The sequence below is a fragment of the Parasphingopyxis algicola genome, from assembly GCF_013378075.1.
Taxonomy (GTDB): Bacteria; Pseudomonadota; Alphaproteobacteria; order Sphingomonadales; family Sphingomonadaceae; genus Parasphingopyxis; species Parasphingopyxis algicola.
Map to the genome: position 1 here is coordinate 2,583,205 of NZ_CP051131.1, position 26,452 is coordinate 2,609,656.

The following is a 26,452-nucleotide window of genomic DNA, read 5'->3' on the forward strand; positions in this document are numbered from 1 at the left end:
TGACAAGGGAATCAGCGCCGCTCGCCCTATCGGTCGAGTGACAAAACTACCCGACCTTGAACGCGCAGAGCTTGTTGCCGTCGAGATCGCGGAAATAGGCTGCGTAGAAGCCCATTTCTTCCGGTTCGCGCAAGCCCGGCGCGCCCTCGTCATCGGCGCCCAGCTCTAGCGCCTTGGCATGCAGCGCGTCCACCTCGGCACGATCCTCGGCCTGGAGCGCGATCATCATGCCGTTACCGACCGTCGCCTTTTCGCCGTTGAACGGCGGGGTGACGCACAGCATCGGCTGGCCCATTTCCTTGCCGTAACCGGTAAAGCCTTCGTCGAGCTGCATCAGCCGTTTCGCCCCCACGGTTTCGAACAGCGCGTCGTAAAAGCCCCGCGCCTTTTCCAGATCGTTGGTGCCGATAGTCGCATAGCCAATCATTGTTTCAGCCTTTCAGAAGGGAGAGGAAAATCGCGCGGCATCATGCTCGTGCGTCGCAGTCGCCGTCAATGACGTCCGAGGTAAGAATGGCCGCGCGACGGGTTCAGCAGTTCTTGCCTGCATAGAAATAGTGAAACTCCACCTCGTACAGGCTCTGTCCGCCCGCGCCGTCCCGTATCGTGAGGTTTCCGTCGGCCAATATCTTGGTGTTCCGTTCCGGCGTGACGTCGAGTGCGAATGTCGCGGTGCCGCCGTCGAGCGCCGCGGGCCGGCAGGTGAATTCGGCAAGCAGCTTCGCGTCCACGCCCTCGGACAGCCCGTCCATCGAGCAATTGTGCCGCCCGTCCGGATCGAAAAAGGAAATGCCGGGATTGGTCGATTCGATCGCTCCGATGCAACCGGCCGAGGATTGAAGATCGAGCCGATCGAACAGCGCCTCGGCCGCTTCCCGCCCGTCGCCCGCCGCGACCGGCGTATGGACCGTCATCTCGCGGACCCAGCTTCCCGGCAGCACCTTCAGTTCTGCGTCCGCTTCCCCGCCGATCAGGAACCAGGCGGCCGCAATACCCGCGACGGCGATCGCCGCACCGCCGCCGAGCCAGGCGATCCTGTTCCGGCCGGACCGGCCGCGCGCACGGGACGGCGTGGTCGCCTGCGCGCCGGATGCGCCGTCGTCGCCGGCCTGCAGCTTGATCGTGTCGATCAGGCGCTGGATCGTCGCGTCGCGGCGGTCGATCCAGTCGATCCACTGATAGCCGCTCAGCCAATAGGCGAGACCCTCGGCGTCGATATCCTCGAGCCGGACCGGATAGATCAGCTTCTTGTTGTCGACCGCCAGGGTCAGTTCGCGCCGGACATGGTCCGACTGGTCGGATTTCGCGCAGAAGAGCAGGACGACCATGTCGGACCGGCGGACCTGATCGACGATCGCCTTGTCGAAGACCACGCCCGGCTCGATATCGTCGGGCGCCATCCACCCCTCGACGCCGTTGCGTTCGAGGATGGTCTTCAGGTGCCGGGCGGTCTGCTCCTGCGAACTGTGATGGCTGATAAAGGCAACCGGCCGCGGTTCGTCCTCATCGGACCCGGGATCGGCCGCATCGTTCACCGGGCCCGCCCGCCCGTCACTCGCACGGTCCGAGATACCGGCCCGTTTGATTCGCGACGAAGCGGAACTCGTTCGGCGTATCGGGCGCGAATGCATATTCGGCCTCGGCGTCGATCCGGTCCTGCCGATAATCGCCGCGCATCCAGACGGTGAGCGCGACGCCGATATTGGGCGGCCGGCATTCGAGCTGGACGCGGAAATCCCCGCCCTCCATCTGCAGATTGCTCATCGCGCAGTTGTTCGCCCGGTCGGGATCGAAAAAGTCGTTGCCGGGCGAGCGCGCCTCCGCCTCGCTGATGCAATGGGTGGCGACATTCGCTTCGAAACCGCTGACAAAGGCGTCGACATCCGCCTGGCTGCCGCTGCGATTTTCCAGAATCCGGTCGACTTCGTACCGGGTTTCCCATTGGCCCGGGCGGACCTTGAATTCCGATTCCCCCGCCATGCTGTTGACGAACAGCCCGAGCAGGATGGCCGCGAGCACCGCGCCGCCGCCGATCGCATACCAGCCTTTCCGGTTCAGCGGGATACCGAGGAAGCGCGGCGGCGAGTCGCCGTCGCCGCTCCCATCGCCCATCAGTCCAACCGGCGCGGTTTCGGCCGGCGTGTCGGGAACCGGTTCGGCCGGAGCGGGCGCGCTCTCGGCGACGTCGGTCTCGTCGTCGTCGGCCGGCTCGTCATGGCCGACCTGGCGCTTGATCGTCTCGATCATCCGCTGGATCGTCGCGTCCCGCCGGTCGATCCAGTCGATCCACTGATAGTCGTTGAGCCAATAGGCGAGGCCCTTGGCGTCGATATCCTCGAGCCGGACCGGGTAGATGAGCTTCTTGTTGTTCTCGGCCATCATCAGCTCGCGCTTCACATGGCGCGACTGATCGGATTTCGAGCAGAACAGCAGGACGATCAGGTCCGACCGTTCGACCTGTTCGATGATCGCCTGGTCGAAGGCGACGCCCGGATCGATATCGTCGGGCGCCATCCAGCCGGTGACGCCGTTGCGTTCGAGGATGGTCTTCAGGTGCCGGGCGGTCTGCTCCTGCGAGCTGTGATGGCTGATAAAGGCAACCGGGCGTCTCTTCCCCGCCGATCCTCCGTCATTCTGCGCCATCAAACCCCCCGTTCGCCGCCCCAAACGCGCCCGTCCCATATCCTAACCGCGCCGCGCCATCCTATCAATGCGGGCCTAGTCAATGCGGGCGCCCGTCCACGGGCCGGCTAACCGTCGGCGTCGGTCGCGCAGTCGGGGCCGAGGAAGCGGCCGTTTACCTGGCCGGCCATGGTCATCGGGCCCATCGGCCCGCCATCCATGTTCATGTTCATCGTCATGTCATAGCTGGTCGGCGTGTAGCTGCCTTCCATCCGCATCGTCATCGCGCCCGGCATTCCTTCGGACTGGCAGGTCCCGGCGATCAGGATGGTGCCGCCCGACATGTCGAACTCGCTATAGGTGCAATCGTCGCCATCGCCGAACATGTTGGCTTCGGGCGCCGCGGCTTCCTCGGGCGTGATGCACGAGGTGTTCGTTTGCGCCCGGCCCATCTGTTCCTGCATCATGCCGCGCATATCCTCCGGCATGTCCGGCATGTCGAACTCGGTCAGCTGGACGGTGGCTTCCCACTGGCCGGGCGTGATGTTCGCCCCGGCGCTTTCCATCTCGGCGGCCGCTTCCGCGCTGCTGATTTCGCCGTCGCCGTCCGCATCCGCATCGCCGCCGGACGAGCAGGCGGCGAGCAGCGCCATCGGCGCGGCACATGCGATCAGGGTCTTCAAGGCCGAATTCGTCATCATTTTCCTCCCACGAGTGCCTTCGGGCATCGACCGGGTGATAGGCGGGCGCGGCTCTCGCATCAATCCCGCGCCGCCATAGTCACGACAAGCGACCACAAGAAAAGCGCCGCCGCGGCGGGCGGTCGCGGCGGCGCTTCACTATCGCTGCGATGACGTCAGCTATCGGCCTGCGTTTCAGCTTCGCAGTCGCCGGAGCGTTCGGCTGTCATCGTGCTGGCTATCCGCATTTCCATCGGTCCGCCTTCGACATTGCCCGTTATTTCGGCTTCCATGCTCGTGGCCGTGTAGCTTCCTTGCATCGAGAAGGTCGTGGTACCCGGCCCTTCGGTTGCCTGGCAGGTTGCATCGACATTGATGACACCGCCTTCGAAGGCGGATTCACCGAAATCGCAATCCTCGCCCATGTCGCCCTCCATGAACATCGCTTCGACGGGGTTTGTCACATCCTCGTCGCTCAGGCAGATGGTGTTTGGGGGTTGCGCATTCGCCTGTTCCCGCATTTGCGCCACCATCTCTTCCGGTACGCTCGGGATGTCGATCTCGGTCATCTGCGTGGTCATCGTCCACTCGCCGGCTTGAAGACCGTCGCTACCGCCGCCCGAACACGCGCTGAGCAGCGCCAGCGGCGCCACCGCGATCAAAAACTTCTGCATTCTGGATACCTCTCGGTTTCATCGTTGGCAAAGGAGCGGACCCTCGGGCGCGACACTGGCGAACGCGGCGAAAAGACGCAAGGACAAACCGCCGCGCCGATGGCGGGCATCCGCATGTCAGGAGGCTTGTCGTCCGGCGCAGCGCACCGTTGCGAAACCGCCTCCCGCGCTCCATATCCGCCCGCATGGCAATCGCGATCCGGACCGGCCTCGACGAACCCGAAACCGATAGCGGCTTCGTGCCGCACCGTCCCGCGCGCCCCGAAAAGGCGGAAGGGGGGAAACGCTTCGACCTGGTGTCCGACTATGAGCCCTCGGGCGACCAGCCGACGGCGATCGCGGAACTCGTCGAAACCGCTAAGGCGGGCGAGAAGGACCAGGTGCTTCTGGGCGTCACCGGGTCGGGCAAGACCTTCACCATGGCCAAGGTGGTCGAGGCGTTGCAAAGGCCCGGCCTCGTCCTAGCGCCGAACAAGATCCTCGCCGCGCAGCTCTATGGCGAATTCAAACAATTCTTCCCCAATAATGCCGTCGAATATTTCGTCAGCTATTACGACTATTACCAGCCCGAAGCCTATGTGCCGCGCTCCGACACGTATATCGAGAAGGAGAGCTCGGTAAACGAGGCGATCGACCGGATGCGCCATTCGGCGACGCGGTCGCTGCTCGAGCGGGACGATGTGCTGATCGTCGCCTCGGTCTCATGCCTCTATGGCATCGGCTCGGTCGAAACCTATGCGGCGATGACCTTCGACATCAGGAAGGGCCAGAGCGTCGATCAGCGCGATATCATCCGCAAGCTCGTCTCGCTGCAGTACAAGCGCAACGACGCAGCCTTTGCGCGCGGCAATTTCCGGGTGCGCGGCGACAATCTCGAAATCTTCCCCTCGCATTATGAGGATATGGCCTGGCGCGTCAGTATGTTCGGCGACGAGATCGAGGAAATCGCCGAATTCGATCCGCTGACGGGCAAGAAGGGCGCGAAGCTCGATCGGGTGCGGATATTCGCGAATTCGCACTACGTCACGCCCGGCCCGACCATGAAACAGGCGATGGGCGCGATCCGGCGCGAGCTCGAGGTGCGCCTCAAGGAATTGCAGGATGCCGGCATGCTGCTCGAAGCGCAGCGGCTCGAACAGCGCACCAATTTCGATCTCGAGATGATCGCCGCGACCGGAAGCTGCGCGGGCATCGAGAATTATTCGCGCTTCCTGACCGGCCGGTTGCCCGGCGAGCCGCCGCCGACGCTGTTCGAGTACCTCCCCGACAACGCCCTGCTCTTCGTCGACGAGAGCCATCAGACGATCCCGCAGGTCGGCGCGATGGCGCGGGGCGACCATCGGCGCAAGCTGACGCTCGCCGAATATGGTTTCCGCCTGCCGAGCTGTATCGACAACCGACCGCTGCGCTTCAACGAATGGGACGCGATGCGCCCGCAGACGGTGAGCGTCTCCGCGACGCCCGGCCCCTGGGAGATGGAGCAGACGGGCGGGGTGTTCAGCGAGCAAGTGATCCGCCCGACCGGGCTCATCGATCCGCCGGTCACCATCCGTCCGGTCGAGGAGCAGGTCGACGATTGCATCGCCGAGTGCCGCGAGACCGCGAAGAAAGGCTATCGCACGCTCGTCACGACCTTGACCAAGCGGATGGCCGAAGACCTGACCGAGTTCATGCACGAGGCGGGACTGCGCGTCCGCTATATGCATTCGGACGTCGAGACGTTGGAGCGGATCGAGCTGATCCGCGATCTCCGGCTCGGCGTTTACGACGTGCTGGTCGGCATCAACCTGCTGCGCGAGGGCCTCGATATTCCGGAATGCGGGCTGGTCTGCATCCTGGACGCCGACAAGGAAGGCTTCCTCCGCAGCGAAACCTCGCTGGTCCAGACGATCGGCCGCGCCGCGCGCAATGTCGAAGGCCGCGTGATCCTCTATGCCGACCGGATGACCGGATCGATGGAACGCGCGATCGCCGAAACCGACCGCCGCCGCGAGAAGCAGCGCGAGTATAACGCGCTCCACGGCATCACGCCGACCACGATCAAACGCGATATCGCCGATATCGTCGCGCATGCGGCGAGCAAGGATCAGGTGACCGTCGATACCGGCGACGAGGAAGTCAACAATCTCGTCGGCCACAATCTGCGCGCGTATATCGAAGACCTCGAAAAACGCATGCGCGCGGCAGCGGGCGATCTCGAGTTCGAGGAAGCGGGAAGGCTGCGCGACCAGATCCGCAAGCTGGAAGCCGACGAACTGGGCATTCCCGAAATCGACCAGGTCGCCACGCCCAAGGGCCGCGCCACCGAAGGCCGGCCGGGTACGCGCAAGATGCGTTACGGGAAAACGCAGCGGAAGATGCGGTAACATATCTTGCGATCTGCAAAATCTATGATAGTATCTACGATAGATACGGAGATTTAGTGTGCAGATTGAGATCGATTTTGACGTTTTCAAAGCGCTAACGGCGCTGCGACAGACTGAGGCAGACTCATACAACTCTGTCATCAGAAGACTCCTTGAACTCCCCGATCAGGCGGCTTCAGTCTCCGATCAGCCAAATGCGTTGGCCCAGTTCGCCAAGCGGCGGGGCGTTTTGGAGGGAGTGGGGAAAAACGCACTTTTGGACACCTTGGGCGGGATATGGTTTGGGAGTACCCATTTTCCTGACGGAACGAAGTTCCGAGCAACATACAAGGGCCGGACCTATTTCGCAGAGATTCGAGATGGCAAATGGATTGATGAAGACGGTCTGGTTAGGACGAGTCCGTCAGATGCCGCGAGCGCGATTTCAAATACAAACGTGAATGGGTGGCGCTTCTGGTATGTTCTGATGCCTGGCACATCCGAATGGCGGAAGATGGATGAGTTTAAATCATCATGATCCGTGGTTTCGCCGATAAGCAAACCGAGCGTATCTGGAATGGTCGACGTAGCCGTAAGCTGCCGAACAATATCCAGAGCCGAGCACTCGATCGGCTGAAAATGCTCAACCGCGCCAAATCTCTGGAAGATTTGCGGAATCCGCCCGGCAATCGTCTTCATGCGCTGAAAAAAGACCGCGCTGGGCAGCATTCGATTTCCATTAATGACCAATGGCGTATATGTTTCGTCTGGAAGGACGGAAACGCAGATGGCGTCGAAATCGCAGACTATCACTGATCCCGACTGGCTACATAACAGCCATGCTGGGGAATTATTGGTGAGCGAATTTATTGAGCCTCTGAGGCTCGATGTTGCCGAGCTTGCGCAAGCCTTGGCGATCCCTTCCGCTCGCCTGCAATCGATGATTGACGGAAAGGCGCGAGTCGACGCCGATCTCGATCTCCGGCTGGCGCGCTATTTTCGCATGTCGGAGGGCTTCTTTCTCGGATTGCAAAACGATTATGAGCTGCTCGAAGCGAAGCGCGCATTGAACGGCGAACTCGACCGGATCGTTCCGCGCGCCGCCTGACGCTAAATCCTCGCATTTGATCGAAGTCATTTTGGCGCACCGCCCGCCCGGGTTACACTGCGTTTCGTACTTGCGCAGGAGAGTCGCCATGGTCCGCACCCCAGATCTCGATCCCGAAGGCACCCGTCTTCCCATCAAATTCGACGGCACATCGAACGGCGAATTCTTTCCGCGGCCACCGACCGTGAAACAGCATCATACGAACCGGCTCGCGCATGAAACCGCGACCGAGAACGCCAAAAAGCTCGGCATGGGGCGGCGGGCCTTTCTCGTCTCCTCGATGGGCGCGGCGACGACGCTCGCGGCCTGCAACCGGGCCAATCCGGGCGCTGGCGGTCATTATGCCATGGCGCATGAGGCGGCGTTCGAGCCCGAGGCGGCCGATGCCGCGATCGGCGGCGACGAGTTTATCTTCGACGTGCAGACCCATTGCGTCGACCCTTCCGCCGCCTGGGCGACAGGGCGCGACGGCGAGATCTGGGAGGCGGCGCTCTCCCGCGCCTTTGGCCAGTCCACCCAGTGCGCGGACGGCAGCTATGACTGTTATTCGGCGCAGACGCTCGCCCGCGAAGTCTATCTCGACAGCGATACCGATGTCGCGGTGGTCTCCGCGCTCTGGGGCACGGCGGAGAGCAACCCGACGCCGATCGAATATGCAGCCGAGGCGCGCGGGATCATCGAACAGATCGGCGGCGACGGCGCGCGCTGCCTGATCCATGGCGGCGTGCTGCCCAACGATCCGGGCGAGCTGGAAGCGATGGACGAAAAGGCCGAGGTTCACGGCGTCGACGCCTGGAAGATGTACCCGCAATGGGGGCCGGACGCCGAAGGCTTCTTTCTCGACGAAAGCGATTATGCGGAGCGCACCTTCGCCAATGCGCGGCGGCTCGGCAAGACGATCATCGCGGTGCACAAGGGCATCTCGCTCTACGGCCTCGATCCGCTCTATTCGAGCCCGCGGGACATGGGCAATGCGGCGGTTTCCAATCCCGATCTCACCTTCCTCGTCTACCATTCGGGCTTTCAGCCCGGCGTGACCGAGACCGCCTACGACCCCGATGGCGGCGGTGTCGACCGGCTGATCAAGGCGCATCGCGATGCAGGCCTCAGACCGAACGAGGGCAATCTCTATGCCGAAATGGGTTCGCTCTGGCGCTATTTCATGGGCCGCCCGGACGAGGCCGCGCATGTCATGGGCAAGCTCTTGCAGACGTTCGGCGAGGAGCGGATCATCTGGGGCACGGATTCGATCTGGTACGGCAGCCCGCAGGACCAGATCCAGGCCTTCCGCGCGTTCGAGATCGGCGCAGAATATCAGGAACGCTTCGGCTATCCGGCGCTGACCCCCGAGGCCAAACGCAAGATTTTCGGCCTGAACGGCGCGGCGGTCTATGGCCTCGACCTTGAAGAGGTTGCGGCGGACCGGACACTGCTGGAACGCCGGGCAGACTATCGCGCCGATCCCAATCCGAGTTTCGCGACCTATGGGCCGAAGACGCGGCGCGAGTTCATGGCGAACTGGGCCGCGCATGGCGGCCGGCCGGGCTAGGGGTTGGAGTTTTGTTTGTCAGAACGTTGCTAGCGCAACGTCGCCGCACCGGGATTCTTTTGTCAGACCTTCGGCTTCGCCTCAGGCGCGGCACCGGCCCACTCCCCCTCCCGGCCTCCCAACAGGGTACACTCAATGGGAGGCCGGGAGGGGGTGCGGGCCGGTGCGGCGACGTTGCGCTAGCAACGTTCTGACAAACAAAACCCGGTGCGGCGAACTTTCGCTAGAAAGTTTCTGACAAACCAAACCCGGTGCCGCGATTTCCCGCGAGGGAAGTTCTGACTAAAAGAAGCGAAGCCCAGATTCTGACGAACAAAATCCCAAACGCGCCGTCGCTTGATATCCCGCCATTTCCACCCCATTGATAGAGTCAGAGATTCCTTGGGAGAAACCCGTGCGTCCGATATTGTTCGTCGTCCTGCCTGCGCTTGCGCTGACCGCCTGCGCGCGAACCGAAACGCCCGAAGAGGCGCGCGCCGCGGCCCAGGCGGCCCAGGCCGAATATGAGCGGCTCGCCGACGAAGCGCGAGCCGGAAGCGAAGAGGAAGAGGTGCTGTCCGGCACCTCGCCGGGCCAGATCGATACGAACCTGACCGGCAGCCTCACGCCGGGCGCCTGGAGCGTCTCGACGGTCGAGGGCGAACGGATGGCCGTCTTCGGCGAAGAGGACCAGACGCCCGTCATCACCATCGCCTGCGAGCTGGGCGGCGGGATCGACGTCCGGCTGATCGGCATGCCGCCCCAGGGCGGTTCGGGCACCGTCTATATCAGCACACCCGAGGGCGGATCGACCTTCACCGCGTCCGAAGCCGTGGGCGACACGGCGGCCGCCTATATATCGGTGCCGGCCGCCGATCCCTTTATCGGCCGGCTGATCGGCGGCAACGGTCCCTATTCGGTTCGCCTCGGCGGCGACCAGCGGATCACCTTTCCGGCCGACGATGTCCTGACCAGTATCGTCAGCGCCTGCGACCGGCGGGACGCGTCCGACGAAGTCGCCGATCTCGAGGCCGCGGCGCCAGCATCCGAAGCAACCGAAGAGGGCGCGGCGGAATGAGCCTGTTCGGTCTGAACGCCGTCACCGCGACGACGGCGATCTTCGTCGCGCTCGGTGCCTGTTCGGCGGCCCCGACACCCGCACCGGCCCAGACGGATGCCGACTGGCGCGATGTTCCGCTCGCCGAAGGCACTTGGGTCTATCGGCAGGACGATCGCGGCTCGGTCGCGCTGTATGGCGAACCCGATAGCGACGCCCTGTTCCTCGTGCGCTGCAATGCGGACGACCGGCGCATCTATTTCTCGTTCGAGGGCAGTCTTCCTTCGGACAGCGGAACGATGGCGTTCCAGGCGACGCATGGCGAAGCCAGCTATACCGCGCAGAACAGCCCGGGCGCGCAGTCCTATATCGTCGCCGCGACCGACGCGTCGGACGACTATCTCGACACGATTGCCTTCAGCCGCGGCCGCATCGCCGTCACTGTGACGGGTCAGACGCTCGCCGCCATTCCCAACTGGCCGGAAATGACCCGGGTGTTCGAGGATTGCCGGGGCTGATCGCCGCCCGCTTCGCCGGGACTGCCGCAAAACCGTAATAATGGCGTGCCATGCGCGCGGCTTCGACCATTGCGAAGGAGCCGTATGACATGACCGTGCGCGTATGGAGTGCGATGGCGCTCGCCCCAGCCCTGTTCCTGGCGCTCACCGCCTGTGCGGGAGAGGCCGGCGACGGAAGCACCGCTGAACCCGCCGCGCTGGCCCTGACGCCCGGCGCCTGGGCCGCCGATGACGAGCGGGCCAGCTATGCCGACGAGGACGGCGCGCTCCTCGCCTCGTTCCGCTGCGACGCCGAAACGGCCGAGCTCGTGCTGGAAATGCCCGGCGGCGTTCCCGATGGCGGGCGTCCGGCGATGCTGTTGCGGGCGGGCGATTTCATGCACGGCGTCGATCCGGTCGAGATCCGCACCGGTGCGGACGGGCCGGTCAGGCTGGCGCGGTTGCCGGTGGCCGGTCCGCTCGCGGGAACGATCCGCGGTTTTCCCGCGCCGTTGACCGTCGAAAGCGACGGCGGCGAACCGGTGATGATTCAAACCGACGCCGTGCTTCAGGAATTTTTCGAGCAATGCGCCGCGGCGGCGGGCGGTTCGGCGCCCATAAATGGCGGGCAATAAAAAAGCCGCGAAGGTCTTTCGCGGCGAGCGGCGGATGATTGCGCAAAAAAATGTGGAAAACAAGGGTTGATCCACGAGTCGCAATGATTCATTCCTGCACATGAGTTCAACAATGCGAAAGGAGGTGATCCGATGTCTCATGGTTCAGTAGTGAGGTCGGTTCAGTCGTTTCGGAGGATGCGGGGCTAACTCCCCGCCTGAGTTCTCCGGCCGGCACTCCGGCCGCTGACCATGTTTAGGGCTGCCAGGCATCGCGCCTGGCGGCCTTTTTCATATGGGCCTGTGTTTGTCAGATTTCCCTGACGGACAATCGCCGCCCCCGGTTTTGTTTGTCAGAAACTTTCTAGCGAAAGTTCGCCGCACCAGCCCGCTCCCCCTCCCGACCTCCCATTAAGTGTACTCTGTGGTAGGTCGGGAGGGGGAGCGGGCTGGTGCGGCGCCTGAGGCGGAGCCGAAGGTCTGACGAAAGAATCCCGGTGCGGCGCTCGACCGCTAGGTCGAGTCTGACAATAAAACGCAAAGCCGGGAATCTGACGGAACAGTCCTTAACTCTCACCCGTAATCCACGAGCCCGATCCGGCCGCGCAGCATCCAGCGCGCGACCATCAGGACGGCGACGACCGCGAGGCCGGCGGCGAGGCCGATCCAGATGCCGACGCCCTGCATGCCGCCCGGAAAGCCGAGCCAGACGGCCAGCCCGAGCCCGACGATCCAATAGCCGAATGCCGCGAACAGCATCGGTATCCGCGTATCGTGCAGCCCGCGCAATATGCCCGCGCCGACGGCCTGCGCCCCGTCGACGAGCTGGAACAGCGCGGCGATCACGAGGAAGGAGATCGCCAGCCGGAAGACCGGCGCGCTTTCCGGGTCGGTCCGGTCGACGAACAGGCCGACCAGTTCGTCGGGGATCGCCACCATCGTCGCCGAGAGGAGCAGCGCCGCGCCGACGCCGAGCCCGAGCGCCACCGTCCCCGCCCGCGTCACGCCCGTCGCGTCCCGCCGTCCGTGCCACAGGCCGACCCGGACCGTCGCCGCCTGGGCGAGGCCGAGCGGGATCATGAAGGCGAGGCTCGCGACTTGGATCGCGATCGCGTGCGCGGCCAGCGACGCCCGGTCGATCAGGCCCATCAGGAACACGGCGGCGTTGAACACCGTCACTTCGAGCGCCAGGGTTACCGCGATCGGCAGGCCGAGGCTCAATATGCCGAAAAAGCGCGGCCAGTCGCTCTGCCAGAAGCGGCCGAGCAGATGATAGCGGCGAAATGGGCCGACCGTATAGACGACGAGGATCATGCCGAACATCAGCACGCCATTGGCGATGAGGCTGGCGATCGCCGCGCCGATCAGGCCGAGCTCGGGAAAGCCGAACAGACCGAAGACGAGGATCCAGTCGGCGATCGCGTTGAACGCGACGCCGATCACGGTGACGAGCACGCCCCAGATCGGCCGTTCGAGCGCCGAGACATAATAGCGCAGGACCATGAAGATCAGGAAGGGGAACAGGCCCCACATCATCACGCGGACGTAGCGAGCGGCGGCCTCGGACAATGCCGGATCCTGGCCGAGCAGCAGCATGATCGCCTCGGTGTTCCACAAGATCGCCCAGCTCGGGATGCAGACGGCGAGCGAGGCCCAGCAGGCCTGGCGCACGGTGCGCCGGACATCGCGGACCGAGTGCGGCATCCGGCCGCGCTCGGTCGCGATCATCGGCGAAGCGGCGGTTACCAGTCCCATCGCGAACACCGCAAAGGCGAAGAACAGGTTCACACCGAGCGCCGATGCGGCGAGCGCGTCGACATCGTAGCGACCGAGGATCAGGACGTCGGTCGTGTTGATCGCGGCCTGCGCGAAATTCCCGACGATTAGCGGTAGGGCGAGCGCAAGGGTGGCGCGAATCTCCGCGCGCAAAGGCGTCGTGCGGCCGTCAAGGGCGGTCCTGGTAGCCATTTGGGCACGGTTAGAGGCGACTCACGCTGTTCATAAGAGCGGCGTGTGTAACGCGGTTGCGCGACTCTGCGAAGAGGGGTGCTGCGATTGGGCCACAGCGTTTCCGCTCGATGTATCATTTAGGCAACAAGTTGGGCGCGGAGGAACTCGGCCCGCGCGTCGGCAGGGCCGGGCGGGATGGTAACGAGCTCATAGCCCAACTCCTCATAGATCCGGGCGTGCAGCACGCCGAACCGCCGGGCGTCCGCAAGCCCGATGCGCCGGGCGGCGGTCCGTTCGATGAAATCGAGACCGTCGACGAAAAAGACGCGGCGCACGAAGAGGCGCCGTGTCGCGATCCGATCCAGCAGGCGGTGCAGCGAATCCGGCACGGGGACGTCGAGATGGCGGGCGAGCGCCAAGGTGCAGACGGGCGAGCGGTCGTGAAGCTGGACCGGGTCGATCGCCGCATCGATCCGTTCCGCCTGCAATCGGGCGATCCTGTCTATGAATTCGGGATGCTCCCATGGCGCGTCGATCCCGTCGGCCTGTTCCCGCGCGATAATATCGGTTGCCGCCTCCGCGACGGTCGCCAAGCCCCGTTCGGCGAGCCGCCGGATAATGGTCGTCTTGCCCGCGCCGGGGGCGCCGGTCAGGATGAAGCGTTGCATGATGGGTTCCGGATTTGGAGGTGGAGCAAATGCCCCGGATCAGTATGCCCGCGCCACCGCGAATTCGACGGCTTCGGTCAGCGCCGCCTTGGCCTGGCCCTTGGCGAACGGCCCGAGCGCGTCGATGGCGCGCTGGCCGTAATGACGCGCGCGGGCCATGGTGTCGGCGATGGCGTTGTGATGGATCAGCAGGTCCTTGGCCTGGGCCAGATCCTCGTCGCCGATGCGTCGGCCTTCGATCGCATCGCGCCAGAAGGTCTTTTCCTCGTCGCTACCGCGCGCATAGGCGAGGATCACGGGAAGCGTCACCTTGCCGTCGCGGAAATCGTCGCCGACATCCTTGCCCATCGTTTCTTCGTCCGAGACATAGTCGATCGCGTCGTCGACCAGCTGGAAGGCGATGCCGAGATTGCGGCCATAGGCGTCGAGCGCCTCCTCGATCTCCTCGTCGCGTTCGGCGACGACGGCGGCGATCCGGCAGGCGGCGGCGAACAGCGCCGCCGTCTTCGCGCCGATAATATCGAGATAGCGGTCTTCGCCGGTATCGATCCGGCGTTGGGCCGTGAGCTGGTTGACCTCGCCCTCGGCGATAACGGCGCTGGCGCCCGAAAGGATGCGCAGCACCTTGAGGCTGCCATCCTCGACCATCAGCTCGAAGGAGCGCGAGAAGAGGAAATCGCCGACGAGCACGCTCGCCGGATTGCCCCAGATGACGTTGGCGGTCTTCTTGCCGCGCCGCTGGTCGGAGACATCGACGACATCGTCGTGGAGCAGGGTCGCGGTGTGGATGAACTCGACACAGGCAGCGAGCTTGTGATGCCGGTCGCCCGGATAGTCGAGCAGCTTCGCCGAAGCGAGGGTCAGCATCGGCCGCATGCGCTTGCCGCCGCCCGCGATCAGATGCCCGGCCAGTTCGGGGATCAGCGGAACGTCGGACTGCATGCGATCGAGGATCACCTGGTTGACGCGGTTCATGTCGGCCGCGACCAGAGCGATCATCGGATCGAGCGACGGCGGCGCGTCGTCGCCGCGGATCGGGGTTATGGTAGCGCTCATTGCGTGACGGCTCTGACGGGATTTCGGTGCAAAGGCAAGGCTTGGGGAACTTGGAAGACTATCAGACGCACCCGGACCATGTCGGCCTGTACAGCGTTCTCGGCGATAACCCCCCCGCGTCCCGAAACAGTTCTGGCGGCCCCATCCGTTCCGCTCTAGGTTTTGTGGTGAGCAGCGGCTTTTTATCGCCATATTCCAACTGCATATCCGGGCCAGAACAAGGGGACAGGTCATGACAAGAATGATGATTTTCGCAATGACTGCCGCAGCGCTGGCAGCGAATTCGACAATGGCGGCGGCAGCCGACGATCGAGGGCTTGAGCTCCATCAACCGTTCCAGACCCGGTCCCAGCAGTCGCTGGGTGGGCAGGCCAGCCTGACGATCCGTTTCGGCGGCAATCAGTCTCTTGAAGAACGTACGCAACTCAGCCTGGTCGCAGGTCCGGCCATCGCCATCGATCGACCTGACGGCCGCAATCTGATCGTCGGCGACCTGGCCAGTCTGCGGTTCAGGCCCAGCGGTGAACTCTCTTTTGCACTGGCCAATACCGAAGTTGCAGGGTGGCAACCCGTGCTTCGTGCGCAGGAAGAAGATACCGAAGAAGATGATGACGATACCGTTGAGACTGTTCTGACGGGAGGGGCTATTGCCTTGGGTGTATTCGGCGTTGTCGTAGCCGCTGGCTTTGCTTCGTTGATAATCGCTTGCAACTCTCCAGAGGGTTGCGGTGAATGATAGCAAAATACCAAAGATCAGCGGTGTGAGGCGATGGAAACGCCGGCGCGAGGAAGACGGGTAAGCCGCCTTACTCGCGCCGAATAACGAAACCGCCAAAAAGGAGCCGGTCGGACCGGCCCCTGTCAAGCCTTGAAGCTGACCGGCAGCTCGGTGATCGCATGGACGAAATTGTTGGGCGCGCAGACCATTTCGCCATCCATCACCATGTCGGGGAAGCGGGCGAGGAGCTGGCGATAGGCGCTTTCGAGCTGCATCAGCGCGATCTGGCGGCCGAGGCACACATGCTTGCCGAAACCGAAGGCCAGGTTCTTATCGGCGTTTTTCCGCTCGATATCGAATGTATGCGGGTTCTCGAACATCGCCGGATCGCGATTGGCGGCGCCGTACCACATGACGACCTTTTCGCCCGCGGCGATCGGCTGGCCGCCGACCTCGGCATCCTCCAGCGCCGTGCGCTTCATATGGATGACCGGGCTGATCAGCCGGACCGCTTCCTGGATCGCGTTCGGCAGCAGGTCCGGATTGTCGATCAGCCTGGCCTTCTGGTCGGGATTTTCGGTCAGCAGCTTCATCATCCCGGAAATCGAGTTCCGCGTCGTGTCGTTGCCGGCGATGAAGATCAGCTCCCAGGCGCCGTTCAGATACATTTCGGGCATCGGATCGCCGTCGACGATGGCGTTCGCGATCGCGCTCATCAAATCCTCGCGCGGTTCGTCCTGCCGCTTCCTGATCTCGTGCATGCCATAGTCGAAAAATTCGCGGATGCGGTCTTCCCAGCCATTATAGACCTGGATCATCTCGGGCGTCGGCTGCAACAGCCCTTCGCGGATCGCGCCGAAATAGGGCGCCATCTCCAGGTCCGTCATCCACTGGACGAGCCGCGGCCGGTCCGCCTGGTCCACGCCCAGAAGCTCGGCGAGCGTGAATAGCGGCAGCTGCGCGGCGAACTCGTCGACGAGGTTGCAGTGCGGGGCCTTGTCCGCCAGCTCGTCGAGCAGCTCGCTCACCTTGACGTCGACCTTCTCCTTGAGCTGCTTGATATAGGCGGGCGTGAAGAAGGGCATGTGCTGGCGGCGCAGCTCGAGATGCGGCTCGCCGTCGAGCGCGATCATGTTGTCGAGCGCGGCCGGCGAGAGCAGCGGGTGCATATTGTCCGGATCGCCGTAGGAGATGTTCACGCCGCCCTTCTGGCTGGAAAAGATCTCCGGCTTTTTCGAGATCGCCTTCACATCGGCATAGCGGGTGAACGCCCAATAGCCGGGTTCGCCCTGCATCGGCTCGTCCTGCCAATAGACCGGCGCCTCCTCGAGCAGGCGGACATAGCCGTCGGCCGGGTGGCCTTTGCGGAAGAGATCGATGTCCGAGAGATTGACGATCTCGCCGGCATCGTAAACCGGCGGGTTGCGCGGCCCGACCCAGCCGGGGCGGCGATAGTGTTCGTGATTGAGCTCGAGCATCAGGCATCCTCCTACTGACACCGATGATAGCAAGGCCTTACGTTCACGTTAAGGAGAATCGTCGGGGGATTCTGTTTGTCAGAAACTTCCTATCGGAAGTTCGCCGCACCGGGTTTTGGTTTGTCAGAACGTTGCTCGCGCAACGTCGCCGCACCGGCCCGCACCCCCTCCCGGCCTCCCATTGAGTATACCCTAGTGGGAGGCCGGGTGGGGGTGCGGGCCGGTGCGGCGATTTCCCGAAAGGGAAATCCTGACAATCAGTTAAGTCGGGTCTGACGAATAATAGGGCCGGCCGCCCTTGATCGTCGCGCGCTCCATCGCCCGGCGGGCGGGGAAATAGTCGGAGGCGGCGAAATGCTGGCAGGCGCGATTGTCCCAAAAGGCGATCGATCCCGGCGCCCAGCGGAAGCGGCACTGTATCTCGGGATTGGCAGCCTGCGCATAGAGATGACGGAGCAGGTCGGCGCTCTCCCGATCGGACAGTCCCTTGATATGGCTCGTGAAGGCGCCGTTGACATAGAGGCAGGGGAGCCCGGTTTCGGGATGGGTGCGGACGACCGGATGTTCCATCGGCGGATATTGCTCGTGCAGCTCTTCGGGCCGCTTGCCGAGCCGCTTCGCGAATACGCGCGCGATATCGTGGACGGCCGTCAGCCCGGTGACGAAGCGCCGCATCTCGTCGGACAGGCCTGTGAACGCGGCGTGCATGTCGGCGAACAAGGTGTCGCCACCGACCTCGGGAACCTCGATCGCGCGCAGGATCGATCCGAGCGAGGGCTCGGCGCGCCAGGTGACGTCCGAATGCCACATATTCTCCTGGCCCCGGCTCTTGGGGCCATGCTCGATCCGCAGGATCTCGGGAAGCGCCTGGTCCTTGGGTGTCGCCGGATGGATTTCGAGTTCGCCGAACATCTGCGCGAAGGCGAGATGCTGTTCACGGCTGATGTCCTGATCGCGGAAGAAGATGACCTTGTGATCGAGCAGCGCCTGGCGGATCGCCGGGATCGCATCGCCGATATCGGACGCGCCGAGATCGATATCGAGCAGCTCGGCGCCGATCGCGGGCGTCAGCGGGCGGATGGTGAACGGCGTATCGGTGGACGCCTTTATCTCGGTGGCGGCATCGATATCGGCCATGGCCCGACTCTCCCCTCGTTGCGGCGCGCAGACTGAACCCAAAGCGATACGGCCGCAAGGACAGCTTTAAACCTTTCAGTAAACGCGCTGTTATACTGGCTGTTGGAAATTGGGCGGCTAATACTGGTGATAGACGAGCCGACAAAAGTCGAGCCGGATAACGGGTGCGCAAGGCAACGGTCCGACAAGGGGAAGGATTGCGGATGCGGACATTACCCTGTTCGATGCTGGCATTGGCGGCGTTGGTGTCGTTCGGCTCGCCGCTCGCCGCGCGATCCGCGAGCCCCGGCATTCCATATGATTTCGCCGACACGGGCGGACCCGTTTCGCAAATCGCGGTCGACGGGGCGACCCGCTACGATTCCCATCATCTGCTCGCCTTCGCCGCCGCCCATGCCCGCGCATCGCATGGCGCGCTGACCGCATCGGGCACGGCGGATGCGATCGCGCTGATGTATCGCGAAGACGGCTATCCGCTCGCCGAAGCGCATTATCGCTACGACGCGGCGACCGGCACGCTGACCTTTCACATCCTCGAAGGCTTTATCGAGCGCGTTTCCGTCGAGGGCTTTTCGGACGGCGTCGCCGCGCGGATCGCGGGCTATGCGGATCGGCTCATCGGTCGGGCGCCGCTGACCCAGGCCGAACTCGAGCGCGCGATCGTGCTGGCTTCCGATCTTTCCGGAGTGACGCTTGTCTCCGAGCTCGACCACGAACCGGGCGACGCCGGAACGCGCCTGCGCATCATCGGATCGGAGCGGCGTCAGTCGGGCGCGGTCGGCATCGAAACCATACCATTGCGGCCGGACGCCGCCGTCCGCATCTTCGCGGTCGAGGAGATTTACAGCCTTGCCACGGCCGGCGATATGCTTCGCCTGCTCGGCCAGGCGACGCTCGATCGCGGCGACGACTGGTCGGTCGCGGGGACGCTCGTCTACCGGACGCCGGTCGGCGCGTCGGGCAGCTATATCGAGGCGTTCGCCGGCAATGTCATCGCGCGCCGCGATCTCGGCACCGTGGCGACCGACGATCGGCTGCGCGGCTATAACGCGGCGCTGATATTCGGTTATCCGATCCGCCGCAGCGTCCACCGTTTCACCTATCTGCTCGGCGAATATGAATTTGTCGAAGCCCGTTCGCGCTTTGGCGGCCAACGACTGTCGAGCACCAGCCATTCGCTGCGCGCCCATGCGATCACTGGGGTCAATCTCGACAATGGCGGGATCGTCCAGGCAGGGCTGACGCTGAGCGCCGGCCGCCGGCCCGGGACCGATGCGGGCGAGCTGCGGGACGGCGCGCGCAGCTTCGCGCATATCCGCGGCGAGTTCGGGCTCGTCGTTCCGATCGATCGCCGCAATGCGACCTATTTCCGGCTCGAGGCCCGCGGCCAATGGGCGGACACAAGGCTTCCCGAGGTCGAGCGGTTTGCCCTCGGGCATGCGCCCTTTCTCCGCGGCTATGCGCCGGCCGAAATCGAAGGCGATAGCGGTTATGGAGCGAGCATCGAGTTCGACCATGTGATCGAGACCGGTTCGTCCGCGATCCCGTCGGTCGTGCCGACGGTGTTTTTCGATATCGGCGCCGCCGATGTCCGCGACCGGCGGGTCGGAGAAACCGGCGATCGCTGGCTGGCCTCGGCCGGCATCGGCGCGGAGGTGCGATTCGGAGGCGCTATCTCGATCGCAGGCTGGGCCGCCATGCCGCTGCGCGACGGCCCCCAGAGCCGGTCGGGCAATCCGGCTTTCCATATCAGCCTGTCGAAGGGATGGTGAGATGATCGCGATACGTCTCGTCGGCGGAATGGCCCTTGGCACCGCACTGCTCGCGGCAGTCCCGGCTATGGCGGCGGGTAATCACCATGGCTGGTGCCGCGGCGTCGGCAACCCGCATCACAGCACGGCCTGTGTAGCCGGGCCCGTCAACACGCCGCCGGGCGAGACGGGCCAGACTCCGGTCGCCAACCAAAATCCGCCGACGGATACGGGTTTGCCGCAAACGCCCGATCAACACGTCGTCCCTCCGCAACCGCCCGCGCAGCAGGTGCCGCCGACGCCGGTTCAGCAGGTGCCACCGACGCCGGTGCAGCAGGTGCCGCAGCCTGTACTGCCGCCGCAGCGCACACCGCCGATGGTGCCGCCGCAACCGCCCGCGCAGCAGGTCCCTCCCACGCCGGTCCAGCAGGTCCCTCCCACGCCGGTCCAGCAGGTGCCGCAGCCCGTGCTGCCGCCGCAGCGCACACCGCCGATGATCCCGCCGCAGCCGCCCGCGCAACAGGTGCCGCCCACGCCGGTGCAGCAGGTGCCGCAGCCCGTGCTGCCGCCGCAACGCACGCCGCCGATGGTGCCGCCGCAGCCGCCGGTCCAACAGGTCCCGCCCACGCCGGTGCAGCAAGTGCCGCAGCCGGTGCTGCCGCCGCAGCGGACGCCGCCGATAGTGCCGCCGCAGCCGCCGACGCAGCAGGTGCCGCAGCCGCCGGTCCAGCAGGTCCCGCAACCCGTGCTCCCGCCGCAGCGCACGCCGCCGATAGTGCCGCCGCAGCCGCCGACGCAGCAGGTTCCGCCGACGCCGGTGCAGCAGGTCCCGCAACCGGTGCTGCCGCCGCAGCGCACGCCGCCCATGGTCCCGCCGCAGCCGCCAACGCAGCAGGTTCCGCCGACGCCGGTGCAGCAGGTGCCGCAACCGGTGCTGCCGCCGCAGCGGACGCCCGGCGCGGTGACGGTCACGGTGCGGCCCGATATGCGGCCGCCGGTCCCGGCGCAGACGGGACCGGTCGCGATCGCCAGGCCAAGACCGGTCACAGGACAGACCGTGACGGTGCCCGTGCAACGCCCCGATACTCTGGTGGGTCCGCTCACCGATGTTCCGCCGCATGGCGGTTTCGTGGCGGTCGAGCCCGGCCGGCACGACCCCCATGCCCTGCCCAGCTTCGAGGACGATCATGGAACGCACCAGTGTCTGGCCAGCGGCTTCGGCCGACGGCATGTGTCCGGCGACGGCGAACGGACGCGCTCGGCTGGCGTCGTCCCGATATTGCGAACTCCCGACATGGTGATGCGCGACATTCCGGCGCTGCGCCATCGCGGCGCGGAATGCGTGATCCTGATCAGGCGGCGTCACGCCGAGAAATGAGGATCGAGCGGCGAGACGGGGAACTTTGTCCGCCGTTCATGCGCTTGTCTGTTGCCTCGGCGCGCATCGGCGCGCCCAGAATCGATGGAGTAACAGTATGAAAACCCTCGCAATCCTCGCCGCCGCGCTGACCTTCACGGCAACCGCCGCCTGCAACACGATCGCCGGTGCCGGCGAAGACGTCGAGTCCGTCGGTGAAACCGTCCAGGACGCCGCCGAATAGACCGCACATCGCCCGGCCGCGAACCGGCGGCCGGGCACCTGCCTCATGATCGGGCATCGCGCATTTGCCCGGCGGTCGCTACCGCCCTATCGATAGGATTCGATTGGTCGGGGCGATAACGGGGACTGAAATTATGCGCACATCATTATGGGCTCTTGCAGCGACACTCATGCTGGCGACGCCGGCCAGCGGCCAAAGCGATATCGCGGCGAATGTAGACGCCGATTACAGCGCCTTTCTCGAAGAACTCTTCCTCGATTTTCATCGCAATCCCGAGCTCAGCTACATGGAGACCCGGACCGCCGGGATCATTGCCGCGCAGTTGCGCGCGGCGGGCGTGGAGGTGACCGAGGGCGTCGGCGGCACCGGTGTCGTCGGCATCATGCGCAACGGCGAGGGGCCGACCGTCCTCGTGCGCGCGGATATGGACGGGCTGCCAGTCGCCGAGGATAGCGGCCTCGAATATGCCTCGACCGCCCGCCAGGTCGGGATCGACGGCGTCGAGGCGCCGGTCATGCATGCCTGCGGCCATGATGTGCATATCACGTCGCTCGTCGGCACCGCGCGGCAACTCGCCCGGCTCCGCGACAGCTGGAACGGCACGGTCGTCTTGATCGCGCAGCCGGCCGAGGAGCGGATCGGCGGCGCGCGGGCGATGATGGAAGACGGGCTCTACGACCGCTTTCCCAAGCCCGATTATGCGCTCGCCTTCCATGTTTCGGCCGCCCTGCCCACAGGGACCATCGCCATGCAGCCGGGCCTCATCGCCTCGTCATCGGACAGCGTCGATATCACGATCCACGGCGTGGGCGCGCATGGCGCCTATCCGCATATGGGCGTCGATCCGATCGTGATGGGCGCCGAGATCATCATGGCGCTGCAGACGCTGGTCAGCCGGACCGTCTCGCCGCTTGACCCGGCCGTCATCACGGTCGGCGCGTTCCAGGGCGGCATCAAACACAACATCATCTCCGATCGCGCGACGATGCAGCTCACCGTGCGCTCCAACGAACAGTCGGTGCGCGAAACCCTGCTCGAGGGAATCGCGCGGATCGCGGAAAATGTGGGCCGGATGAACGGCATGCCGGAGGACCGGTTGCCGGAGGTAGAGGTGTCCACCGAGTCGACCCCGCCGACGATCAACGATGAAGCGCTGTCCAACCGGCTGCGCGGCGTCTTCGGGGGGAATTTCGGCGATGGCGTGGTCCTAGACCCGATGGAGCAGACCGGCATGGGCGCGGAGGATTTCGCCTATTTCGTCCAGCCCGACACCGGCGTTCGCGGCGCTTATTTCAGCGTCGGCGGAACGCCCCAGGCCGCATTCGACGCGGCCGAAGCCGGCGGCCCGCCCGTGCCGTCGCACCACAGTCCCTTCTTCCGGATCGATCCCGAACCCTCGGTGACGCTCGGGACGGAGGCGATGGTTGTCGCAGTGCTGGATCTGCTGGCGCCGGAAGGCGAAGCGAACGACTGATTTTTTCAGATTCGACCTAGCGGCCGAGCGCAGCGCTTGAGTGTAGCGAAGGTCTGACGAACAAGACCTTGCCCCACCCCCCTTAAAACCGCATTCGCGCGCTCGCAAATACGCGCGCCGGGTCGCCGTAAAAGGCGGTCAGCGTGCCTTCGAGGCCGAGGGTCGGGACGAACCCGCCCATGCCGTTGGGCGCCACGAAATTATAGCCCGAGACGATATAGCGCTCGTCCGTGATGTTTTTCGCATGCAGGCCGAGCTGCCAGTGATCGTCGTCCGACGTCCAGACGATGCTCGCGTCCCACAGCGCATAGCCGTCCTGGTCGAGCGGGCTGCGCACCTCGAACTGGCTCGTCTCGCTGCGATAGCTGACGGTCGTCAGGAAATTGAGATCGCCGCCGAAGACGGGCACCGAATAATCGAGCGTGCCCGAGAGCGTCCATTCGGGCGTGTTCTGGAACACCCGCTGGTCGGCGACGTCGTTGCCGAAGGCGTCGATGAACTCGTCATAATCGGCGTTGATGTAACCCATCGCCCAGTTGAAGCCGAGCCGGTCGCCGGCAGCCACGAAATCGCGGCCGATGCGGGCCTGGCCCTCGAACTCGATGCCCCAGATCGTCGCCGCGCCGGCATTGGACGTAATGCCGATAAAGCTGTCATTGACGCCGTCCCCGGTCGTATCGACGCCAACCGAGCCCGGGATCTGGATGTCGGTATAATCGGCATAGAAACCCGCAAGCGCGAGGTTGACTGCACCGTTCGCCAGCGACGCGCGATAACCAAGCTCGAAACTGTCGACCGTTTCGGGATCGAACTGCATGAACTCGAAAATATCGGCATCGTCGATGTCGCCGTCGCCGTCGAGATCGGGCGCTGCCGTGGTCTGGCCGCGCGGGTCGAACCCGCCGCCCTTGAAGCCGCGCGCATAGCTGAAATAGATATTGTGGTCGGGCGTCGGCCGGTAGGAGATGGATGCACGCGGGGTGAATTCCTCGAAGGTTTCCGTGCCGTCGAAGTCGGACGTCGTGGCGATGAGCAGCGCGTTGTTGCCCCCGAACTGCGCGGTCGGGCCGAACAGGAAGGTCTGGCGCAGCACCCGCGACGAGCGCTCGTCATGGGTGAAGCGGCCGCCGACCGATACGCTCCACTGATCGGTGATGTCGAAGCTGAAATCGCCGAACACCGACCAGGTTTCGGTTGCGACATCGCCGAACGTCTTCGCCGTGAGACCCGGCAGCGGTCCGCCGGGCGGCGGAATGACCGCACCGGTGGTCGCCAGGATCACGTCGAAATCGGTCGAGGCGTTGGCGTCGAGATAATAGAAGCCGAGCAGGCCCGCGAGCCGGCCGTCGTCATAGACGATCTGGAATTCCTCGGAGAACTGGTCGTTCGCATAGGCGGCCGGCACGTCGAGATCGGCGGCGGGCAGGCTGTCGAAATCGATCGGCGTCGTCGATTCATCGTCGCGATAGGCGATGATGTTGCGCAAACGGATATGATCGCTGACCTGGATCTCGATCGTGCCCGAGACGCCCCAGGCCTCGACCCGCTGGCGCGGAAATTCGAGGCCGGCGCGCGTATCGAAGACATTGTCGAGAACCGGTGCGCCCGAAAAGAGGCTCGGGATCAGCCGATGGCCCTGGCGCGGGTTGGAACGGTCGTCGGTATAGTCGCCGGTGATCCGCACGAAGACATCGTTGTTCGGCGCATATTCGATCGTACCGCGCGCCGCGGTCACGTCCTTGTCGTAATTCTCGATCCCGAGATTGAGGTTTTCGCCGAAGCCGTTGCGGGTCAGCAGTGCGCCGGCCCCGCCAACATAGAAGCCGCTGTCGCCAAGCGGCAGCGCGACCGAGGCGACGCCGTCGAACTGGCCATAGGTGCCCGCATTGACGCGGAACTCGCCGATCGGGCTGTCGGAAAGGCGGCGGGTGACGAACTTCACCGCGCCGCCGATCGTGTTGCGGCCGTAGAGCGTGCCCTGCGGCCCGCGCAGCACCTCGATCCGTTCGACATTGAAGATATCCAGCACGGCGCCCTGCGGCCGGTTGTAATAGACGTCGTCGACATAGAGGCCGACGCCGTTTTCGAAGCCGGCGACCGGATCCTGCTGCCCGACGCCGCGGATGAAGGTGGTCAGCGTCGTGTTCGTGCCGCGCGAAACCTCGAAGGTGACGTTGGGGACGCTTTCGGCGATTTCGGTGATATCGAGTGTGCCGGACTGGTTGAGCTGCTCGGCGCCGATCGCCGTGATCGAGAGCGGCACCTCGACAAGCGCCTCGTCGCGCCGCCGGGCGCTGACGATGATCGGCGCATTCTCGCCGGCCGTCTCGGCGCCCGCATCGGTTTGCGCCTGGGCGGCGCCGGGCAGGGCGAAAGCGAGCGGCGCAAGGGCGATACCGCCGAGATAGCGGATGGCGCGGTTGCTGCGATTGGTCATTTTTGGCTCCCTGTAGATCTTGTTTTGTCGGTCATTGGTCGCGGCCTTCGAGAAAGGCGCGGACATCGGCGGCGGTTTGCCCCGGTATTTCCTCCTGCGGCGCATGGCCGACGCCGGGATAGGTAATGAGCCGCGCATCCGGGATCGCGGCTTCGATCCGCCTGGCATGGTCGAGCGGGATCACCCGGTCTTCCTCGCCCCAAAGGATCAGCGTCGGCGCGGCGACCCGCGCCAGATCGGCCTCGGGATCGGGCAGGACGAACTCTTCGAGATGGCCGACAAAGGCTTCGCCGTTTCCGGGGCGTGCCATCATTTGCTGGATCTGTTCGATCCGGCCCTCGGGAAGGCGCGAAGGATCGGCATAGATCTGCGTCGCGGAGGCCTGCACGCCGGCGAGCGGGGCGGCGAGCAGATAGCCGCGCATCGCATCGGGCACGGGCACCGGATTTTCGGTGACGCCGTAGATCGAATAGGCGCCGCTATCGACGAGGATCAGCCGCTCCACTCGTTCGGGATGAGCGGCGGCGAAGCGCCAGGCGACGAGCCCGCCGAAACTGTTGCCGCCCAGCGTCGCGCGTTCGATGCCGAGCGCATCGAGCAGCCGGCCCAGCACCTCGACGCGCTCGTCGGGCGCATAGCGCGTCAAGGGATCGGGTCCGGTCATGCCATGGCCGAGCAGGTCGTAGCGGATGACGCGATAGTCGTCGGTCAGCCGCTCGGCCCAGCCGTCCCAGCTTTCGAGACTCATCGTAAAGCCGTGCAGCAGGACGATCGCCGGCGCATCGGCCGGGCCCTCCTCGCGCACGCGGATCTGCGCGCCATCGATATCGATCGTGCGGGTGACGGGCGAGGTCGACGCGGTCACGGCAGCGGCGGGCGGCGGCGTGTCCGGCGCGCAGGCGCCGAGCGCCGCCGCCAGGATCAGGGCGAAGCCGCCCGATTTCGGAAAATCCACTTTTCGTAACATCCCGTACCCTGAAATAACCGGCTATTGCTGCCAGCTTTGCTGCACTCCTAGCCGCAGCAAAGCCCGCCGGTCGATGACGGGTTCGATCAA

25 protein-coding genes are annotated in these 26,452 nt (G+C 64.7%); 13 read left to right on the forward strand and 12 right to left on the reverse strand.

Annotation, left to right across the window (positions count from 1 at the left end):
- Positions 1–46 precede the first annotated feature (46 nt).
- From HFP57_RS12915 to HFP57_RS12935, 5 genes are all read right to left on the reverse strand, one after another.
- Positions 47–427 carry a VOC family protein gene (locus HFP57_RS12915; RefSeq protein WP_176870169.1) on the reverse strand — a complete coding sequence of 127 codons (381 nt, stop codon included), beginning with the start codon at positions 425–427 and terminating at the stop codon, positions 47–49.
- Between the two features lie 103 nt (positions 428–530).
- Positions 531–1,535 carry a toll/interleukin-1 receptor domain-containing protein gene (locus HFP57_RS12920; RefSeq protein ID WP_176870170.1) on the reverse strand — a complete coding sequence of 335 codons (1,005 nt, stop codon included), beginning with the start codon at positions 1,533–1,535 and terminating at the stop codon, positions 531–533.
- Positions 1,536–1,551: 16 nt separating this feature from the next.
- Positions 1,552–2,643: a TIR domain-containing protein gene (locus tag HFP57_RS12925; protein WP_176870171.1), complete on the reverse strand. Its 1,092-nt coding sequence runs from the start codon at positions 2,641–2,643 to the stop codon at positions 1,552–1,554.
- A 107-nt stretch (positions 2,644–2,750) separates the two neighbouring features.
- Positions 2,751–3,320: a DUF3617 domain-containing protein gene (locus HFP57_RS12930; RefSeq protein ID WP_176870172.1), complete on the reverse strand. Its 570-nt coding sequence runs from the start codon at positions 3,318–3,320 to the stop codon at positions 2,751–2,753.
- Positions 3,321–3,478: 158 nt separating this feature from the next.
- Positions 3,479–3,976 carry a DUF3617 domain-containing protein gene (locus HFP57_RS12935; RefSeq protein WP_176870173.1) on the reverse strand — a complete coding sequence of 166 codons (498 nt, stop codon included), beginning with the start codon at positions 3,974–3,976 and terminating at the stop codon, positions 3,479–3,481.
- Positions 3,977–4,161: 185 nt separating this feature from the next.
- Here HFP57_RS12935 and uvrB point away from each other — a divergent pair, with 185 nt between their 5' ends.
- The 8 genes from uvrB to HFP57_RS12975 all read left to right on the forward strand — a co-directional run bounded on the left by uvrB (position 4,162) and on the right by HFP57_RS12975 (position 11,146).
- Positions 4,162–6,342: an excinuclease ABC subunit UvrB gene (gene uvrB, locus HFP57_RS12940; RefSeq protein ID WP_176870174.1), complete on the forward strand. Its 2,181-nt coding sequence runs from the start codon at positions 4,162–4,164 to the stop codon at positions 6,340–6,342.
- Positions 6,343–6,400: 58 nt separating this feature from the next.
- Positions 6,401–6,859, forward strand: a complete 459-nt coding sequence (locus HFP57_RS12945) for a hypothetical protein (RefSeq protein ID WP_176870175.1) — start codon at positions 6,401–6,403, stop codon at positions 6,857–6,859.
- On the forward strand, positions 6,856–7,137 hold the full coding sequence (locus HFP57_RS12950) for a type II toxin-antitoxin system RelE/ParE family toxin (protein WP_176870176.1): 282 nt from the start codon (positions 6,856–6,858) through the stop codon (positions 7,135–7,137). Before HFP57_RS12945 ends, HFP57_RS12950 begins: the two co-directional genes overlap by 4 nt.
- Complete coding sequence (locus HFP57_RS12955) at positions 7,109–7,429, forward strand: HigA family addiction module antitoxin (protein WP_176870177.1); 321 nt, start codon at positions 7,109–7,111, stop codon at positions 7,427–7,429. The genes HFP57_RS12950 and HFP57_RS12955 overlap by 29 nt, the downstream gene beginning before the upstream one ends.
- 88 nt (positions 7,430–7,517) lie before the next feature.
- Complete coding sequence (locus HFP57_RS12960; RefSeq protein ID WP_176870178.1) at positions 7,518–8,978, forward strand: amidohydrolase family protein; 1,461 nt, start codon at positions 7,518–7,520, stop codon at positions 8,976–8,978.
- 394 nt (positions 8,979–9,372) lie between these two features.
- Entirely contained in the window at positions 9,373–10,035 is a 663-nt protein-coding gene (locus HFP57_RS12965) for a hypothetical protein (RefSeq protein ID WP_176870179.1), read from the forward strand.
- Positions 10,032–10,532 carry a hypothetical protein gene (locus HFP57_RS12970; protein WP_176870180.1) on the forward strand — a complete coding sequence of 167 codons (501 nt, stop codon included), beginning with the start codon at positions 10,032–10,034 and terminating at the stop codon, positions 10,530–10,532. The genes HFP57_RS12965 and HFP57_RS12970 overlap by 4 nt, the downstream gene beginning before the upstream one ends.
- Positions 10,533–10,621: 89 nt before the next feature.
- Positions 10,622–11,146, forward strand: coding sequence for a hypothetical protein (locus HFP57_RS12975; protein WP_176870181.1), 525 nt, complete (start codon positions 10,622–10,624; stop codon positions 11,144–11,146).
- A 552-nt stretch (positions 11,147–11,698) separates the two neighbouring features.
- Here HFP57_RS12975 and HFP57_RS12980 read toward each other — a convergent pair.
- The 3 genes from HFP57_RS12980 to HFP57_RS12990 form a co-directional block, all read right to left on the reverse strand.
- A complete protein-coding gene (locus tag HFP57_RS12980) occupies positions 11,699–13,093 on the reverse strand; it encodes an MATE family efflux transporter (RefSeq protein ID WP_176870182.1) in 1,395 nt (464 codons plus the stop codon).
- Positions 13,094–13,212: 119 nt separating this feature from the next.
- Complete coding sequence (locus tag HFP57_RS12985; protein ID WP_176870183.1) at positions 13,213–13,743, reverse strand: AAA family ATPase; 531 nt, start codon at positions 13,741–13,743, stop codon at positions 13,213–13,215.
- A gap of 39 nt (positions 13,744–13,782) precedes the next feature.
- Positions 13,783–14,799, reverse strand: a complete 1,017-nt coding sequence (locus HFP57_RS12990; RefSeq protein ID WP_176870184.1) for a polyprenyl synthetase family protein — start codon at positions 14,797–14,799, stop codon at positions 13,783–13,785.
- A gap of 232 nt (positions 14,800–15,031) precedes the next feature.
- Between HFP57_RS12990 and HFP57_RS12995 the strand changes: the two genes are divergently transcribed.
- Complete coding sequence (locus HFP57_RS12995; RefSeq protein ID WP_176870185.1) at positions 15,032–15,535, forward strand: hypothetical protein; 504 nt, start codon at positions 15,032–15,034, stop codon at positions 15,533–15,535.
- Between the two features lie 125 nt (positions 15,536–15,660).
- Here the strand turns inward: HFP57_RS12995 and HFP57_RS13000 are convergent, their stop codons facing one another.
- Together HFP57_RS13000 and HFP57_RS13005 are read right to left on the reverse strand one after the other, a co-directional pair.
- Positions 15,661–16,995: a cytochrome P450 gene (locus HFP57_RS13000; RefSeq protein WP_176870186.1), complete on the reverse strand. Its 1,335-nt coding sequence runs from the start codon at positions 16,993–16,995 to the stop codon at positions 15,661–15,663.
- Between the two features lie 261 nt (positions 16,996–17,256).
- On the reverse strand, positions 17,257–18,132 hold the full coding sequence (locus tag HFP57_RS13005) for a TauD/TfdA dioxygenase family protein (protein WP_176870187.1): 876 nt from the start codon (positions 18,130–18,132) through the stop codon (positions 17,257–17,259).
- A 203-nt stretch (positions 18,133–18,335) separates the two neighbouring features.
- Between HFP57_RS13005 and HFP57_RS13010 the strand changes: the two genes are divergently transcribed.
- The 4 genes from HFP57_RS13010 (at position 18,336) to HFP57_RS13025 (ending at position 22,958) form a co-directional block, all read left to right on the forward strand.
- Positions 18,336–19,904, forward strand: a complete 1,569-nt coding sequence (locus tag HFP57_RS13010; RefSeq protein ID WP_176870188.1) for a ShlB/FhaC/HecB family hemolysin secretion/activation protein — start codon at positions 18,336–18,338, stop codon at positions 19,902–19,904.
- A 502-nt stretch (positions 19,905–20,406) separates the two neighbouring features.
- Complete coding sequence (locus tag HFP57_RS13015) at positions 20,407–21,261, forward strand: hypothetical protein (protein ID WP_176870189.1); 855 nt, start codon at positions 20,407–20,409, stop codon at positions 21,259–21,261.
- 97 nt (positions 21,262–21,358) lie between these two features.
- A complete protein-coding gene (locus tag HFP57_RS13020; protein ID WP_176870190.1) occupies positions 21,359–21,484 on the forward strand; it encodes an entericidin A/B family lipoprotein in 126 nt (41 codons plus the stop codon).
- Between the two features lie 169 nt (positions 21,485–21,653).
- Positions 21,654–22,958 carry an amidohydrolase gene (locus tag HFP57_RS13025; protein WP_246263160.1) on the forward strand — a complete coding sequence of 435 codons (1,305 nt, stop codon included), beginning with the start codon at positions 21,654–21,656 and terminating at the stop codon, positions 22,956–22,958.
- 82 nt (positions 22,959–23,040) lie between these two features.
- Here HFP57_RS13025 and HFP57_RS13030 read toward each other — a convergent pair whose 3' ends face one another.
- Together HFP57_RS13030 and HFP57_RS13035 are read right to left on the reverse strand one after the other, a co-directional pair.
- Complete coding sequence (locus HFP57_RS13030; protein WP_176870192.1) at positions 23,041–25,395, reverse strand: TonB-dependent receptor; 2,355 nt, start codon at positions 25,393–25,395, stop codon at positions 23,041–23,043.
- A gap of 31 nt (positions 25,396–25,426) precedes the next feature.
- Positions 25,427–26,362, reverse strand: a complete 936-nt coding sequence (locus HFP57_RS13035; RefSeq protein WP_176870193.1) for an alpha/beta fold hydrolase — start codon at positions 26,360–26,362, stop codon at positions 25,427–25,429.
- Positions 26,363–26,452 lie beyond the last annotated feature (90 nt).

What these genes read in the sequence shown, in the direction of transcription:
- HFP57_RS12915 (WP_176870169.1), bottom strand. Translation starts at nt 427, where the DNA reads ATGATTGGCTATGCGACTATCGGCACCAACGATCTGGAAAAGGCGCGG.
- HFP57_RS12925 (WP_176870171.1), bottom strand. Translation starts at nt 2,643, where the DNA reads ATGGCGCAGAATGACGGAGGATCGGCGGGGAAGAGACGCCCGGTTGCC.
- HFP57_RS12930 (WP_176870172.1), bottom strand. Translation starts at nt 3,320, where the DNA reads ATGACGAATTCGGCCTTGAAGACCCTGATCGCATGTGCCGCGCCGATG.
- HFP57_RS12935 (WP_176870173.1), bottom strand. Translation starts at nt 3,976, where the DNA reads ATGCAGAAGTTTTTGATCGCGGTGGCGCCGCTGGCGCTGCTCAGCGCG.
- uvrB (WP_176870174.1), top strand. Translation starts at nt 4,162, where the DNA reads ATGGCAATCGCGATCCGGACCGGCCTCGACGAACCCGAAACCGATAGC.
- HFP57_RS12950 (WP_176870176.1), top strand. Translation starts at nt 6,856, where the DNA reads ATGATCCGTGGTTTCGCCGATAAGCAAACCGAGCGTATCTGGAATGGT.
- HFP57_RS12955 (WP_176870177.1), top strand. Translation starts at nt 7,109, where the DNA reads ATGGCGTCGAAATCGCAGACTATCACTGATCCCGACTGGCTACATAAC.
- HFP57_RS12960 (WP_176870178.1), top strand. Translation starts at nt 7,518, where the DNA reads ATGGTCCGCACCCCAGATCTCGATCCCGAAGGCACCCGTCTTCCCATC.
- HFP57_RS12970 (WP_176870180.1), top strand. Translation starts at nt 10,032, where the DNA reads ATGAGCCTGTTCGGTCTGAACGCCGTCACCGCGACGACGGCGATCTTC.
- HFP57_RS12975 (WP_176870181.1), top strand. Translation starts at nt 10,622, where the DNA reads ATGACCGTGCGCGTATGGAGTGCGATGGCGCTCGCCCCAGCCCTGTTC.
- HFP57_RS12980 (WP_176870182.1), bottom strand. Translation starts at nt 13,093, where the DNA reads ATGGCTACCAGGACCGCCCTTGACGGCCGCACGACGCCTTTGCGCGCG.
- HFP57_RS12985 (WP_176870183.1), bottom strand. Translation starts at nt 13,743, where the DNA reads ATGCAACGCTTCATCCTGACCGGCGCCCCCGGCGCGGGCAAGACGACC.
- HFP57_RS12990 (WP_176870184.1), bottom strand. Translation starts at nt 14,799, where the DNA reads ATGAGCGCTACCATAACCCCGATCCGCGGCGACGACGCGCCGCCGTCG.
- HFP57_RS12995 (WP_176870185.1), top strand. Translation starts at nt 15,032, where the DNA reads ATGACAAGAATGATGATTTTCGCAATGACTGCCGCAGCGCTGGCAGCG.
- HFP57_RS13000 (WP_176870186.1), bottom strand. Translation starts at nt 16,995, where the DNA reads ATGCTCGAGCTCAATCACGAACACTATCGCCGCCCCGGCTGGGTCGGG.
- HFP57_RS13005 (WP_176870187.1), bottom strand. Translation starts at nt 18,132, where the DNA reads ATGGCCGATATCGATGCCGCCACCGAGATAAAGGCGTCCACCGATACG.
- HFP57_RS13010 (WP_176870188.1), top strand. Translation starts at nt 18,336, where the DNA reads ATGCGGACATTACCCTGTTCGATGCTGGCATTGGCGGCGTTGGTGTCG.
- HFP57_RS13020 (WP_176870190.1), top strand. Translation starts at nt 21,359, where the DNA reads ATGAAAACCCTCGCAATCCTCGCCGCCGCGCTGACCTTCACGGCAACC.
- HFP57_RS13025 (WP_246263160.1), top strand. Translation starts at nt 21,654, where the DNA reads ATGCTGGCGACGCCGGCCAGCGGCCAAAGCGATATCGCGGCGAATGTA.
- HFP57_RS13030 (WP_176870192.1), bottom strand. Translation starts at nt 25,395, where the DNA reads ATGACCAATCGCAGCAACCGCGCCATCCGCTATCTCGGCGGTATCGCC.
- HFP57_RS13035 (WP_176870193.1), bottom strand. Translation starts at nt 26,362, where the DNA reads ATGTTACGAAAAGTGGATTTTCCGAAATCGGGCGGCTTCGCCCTGATC.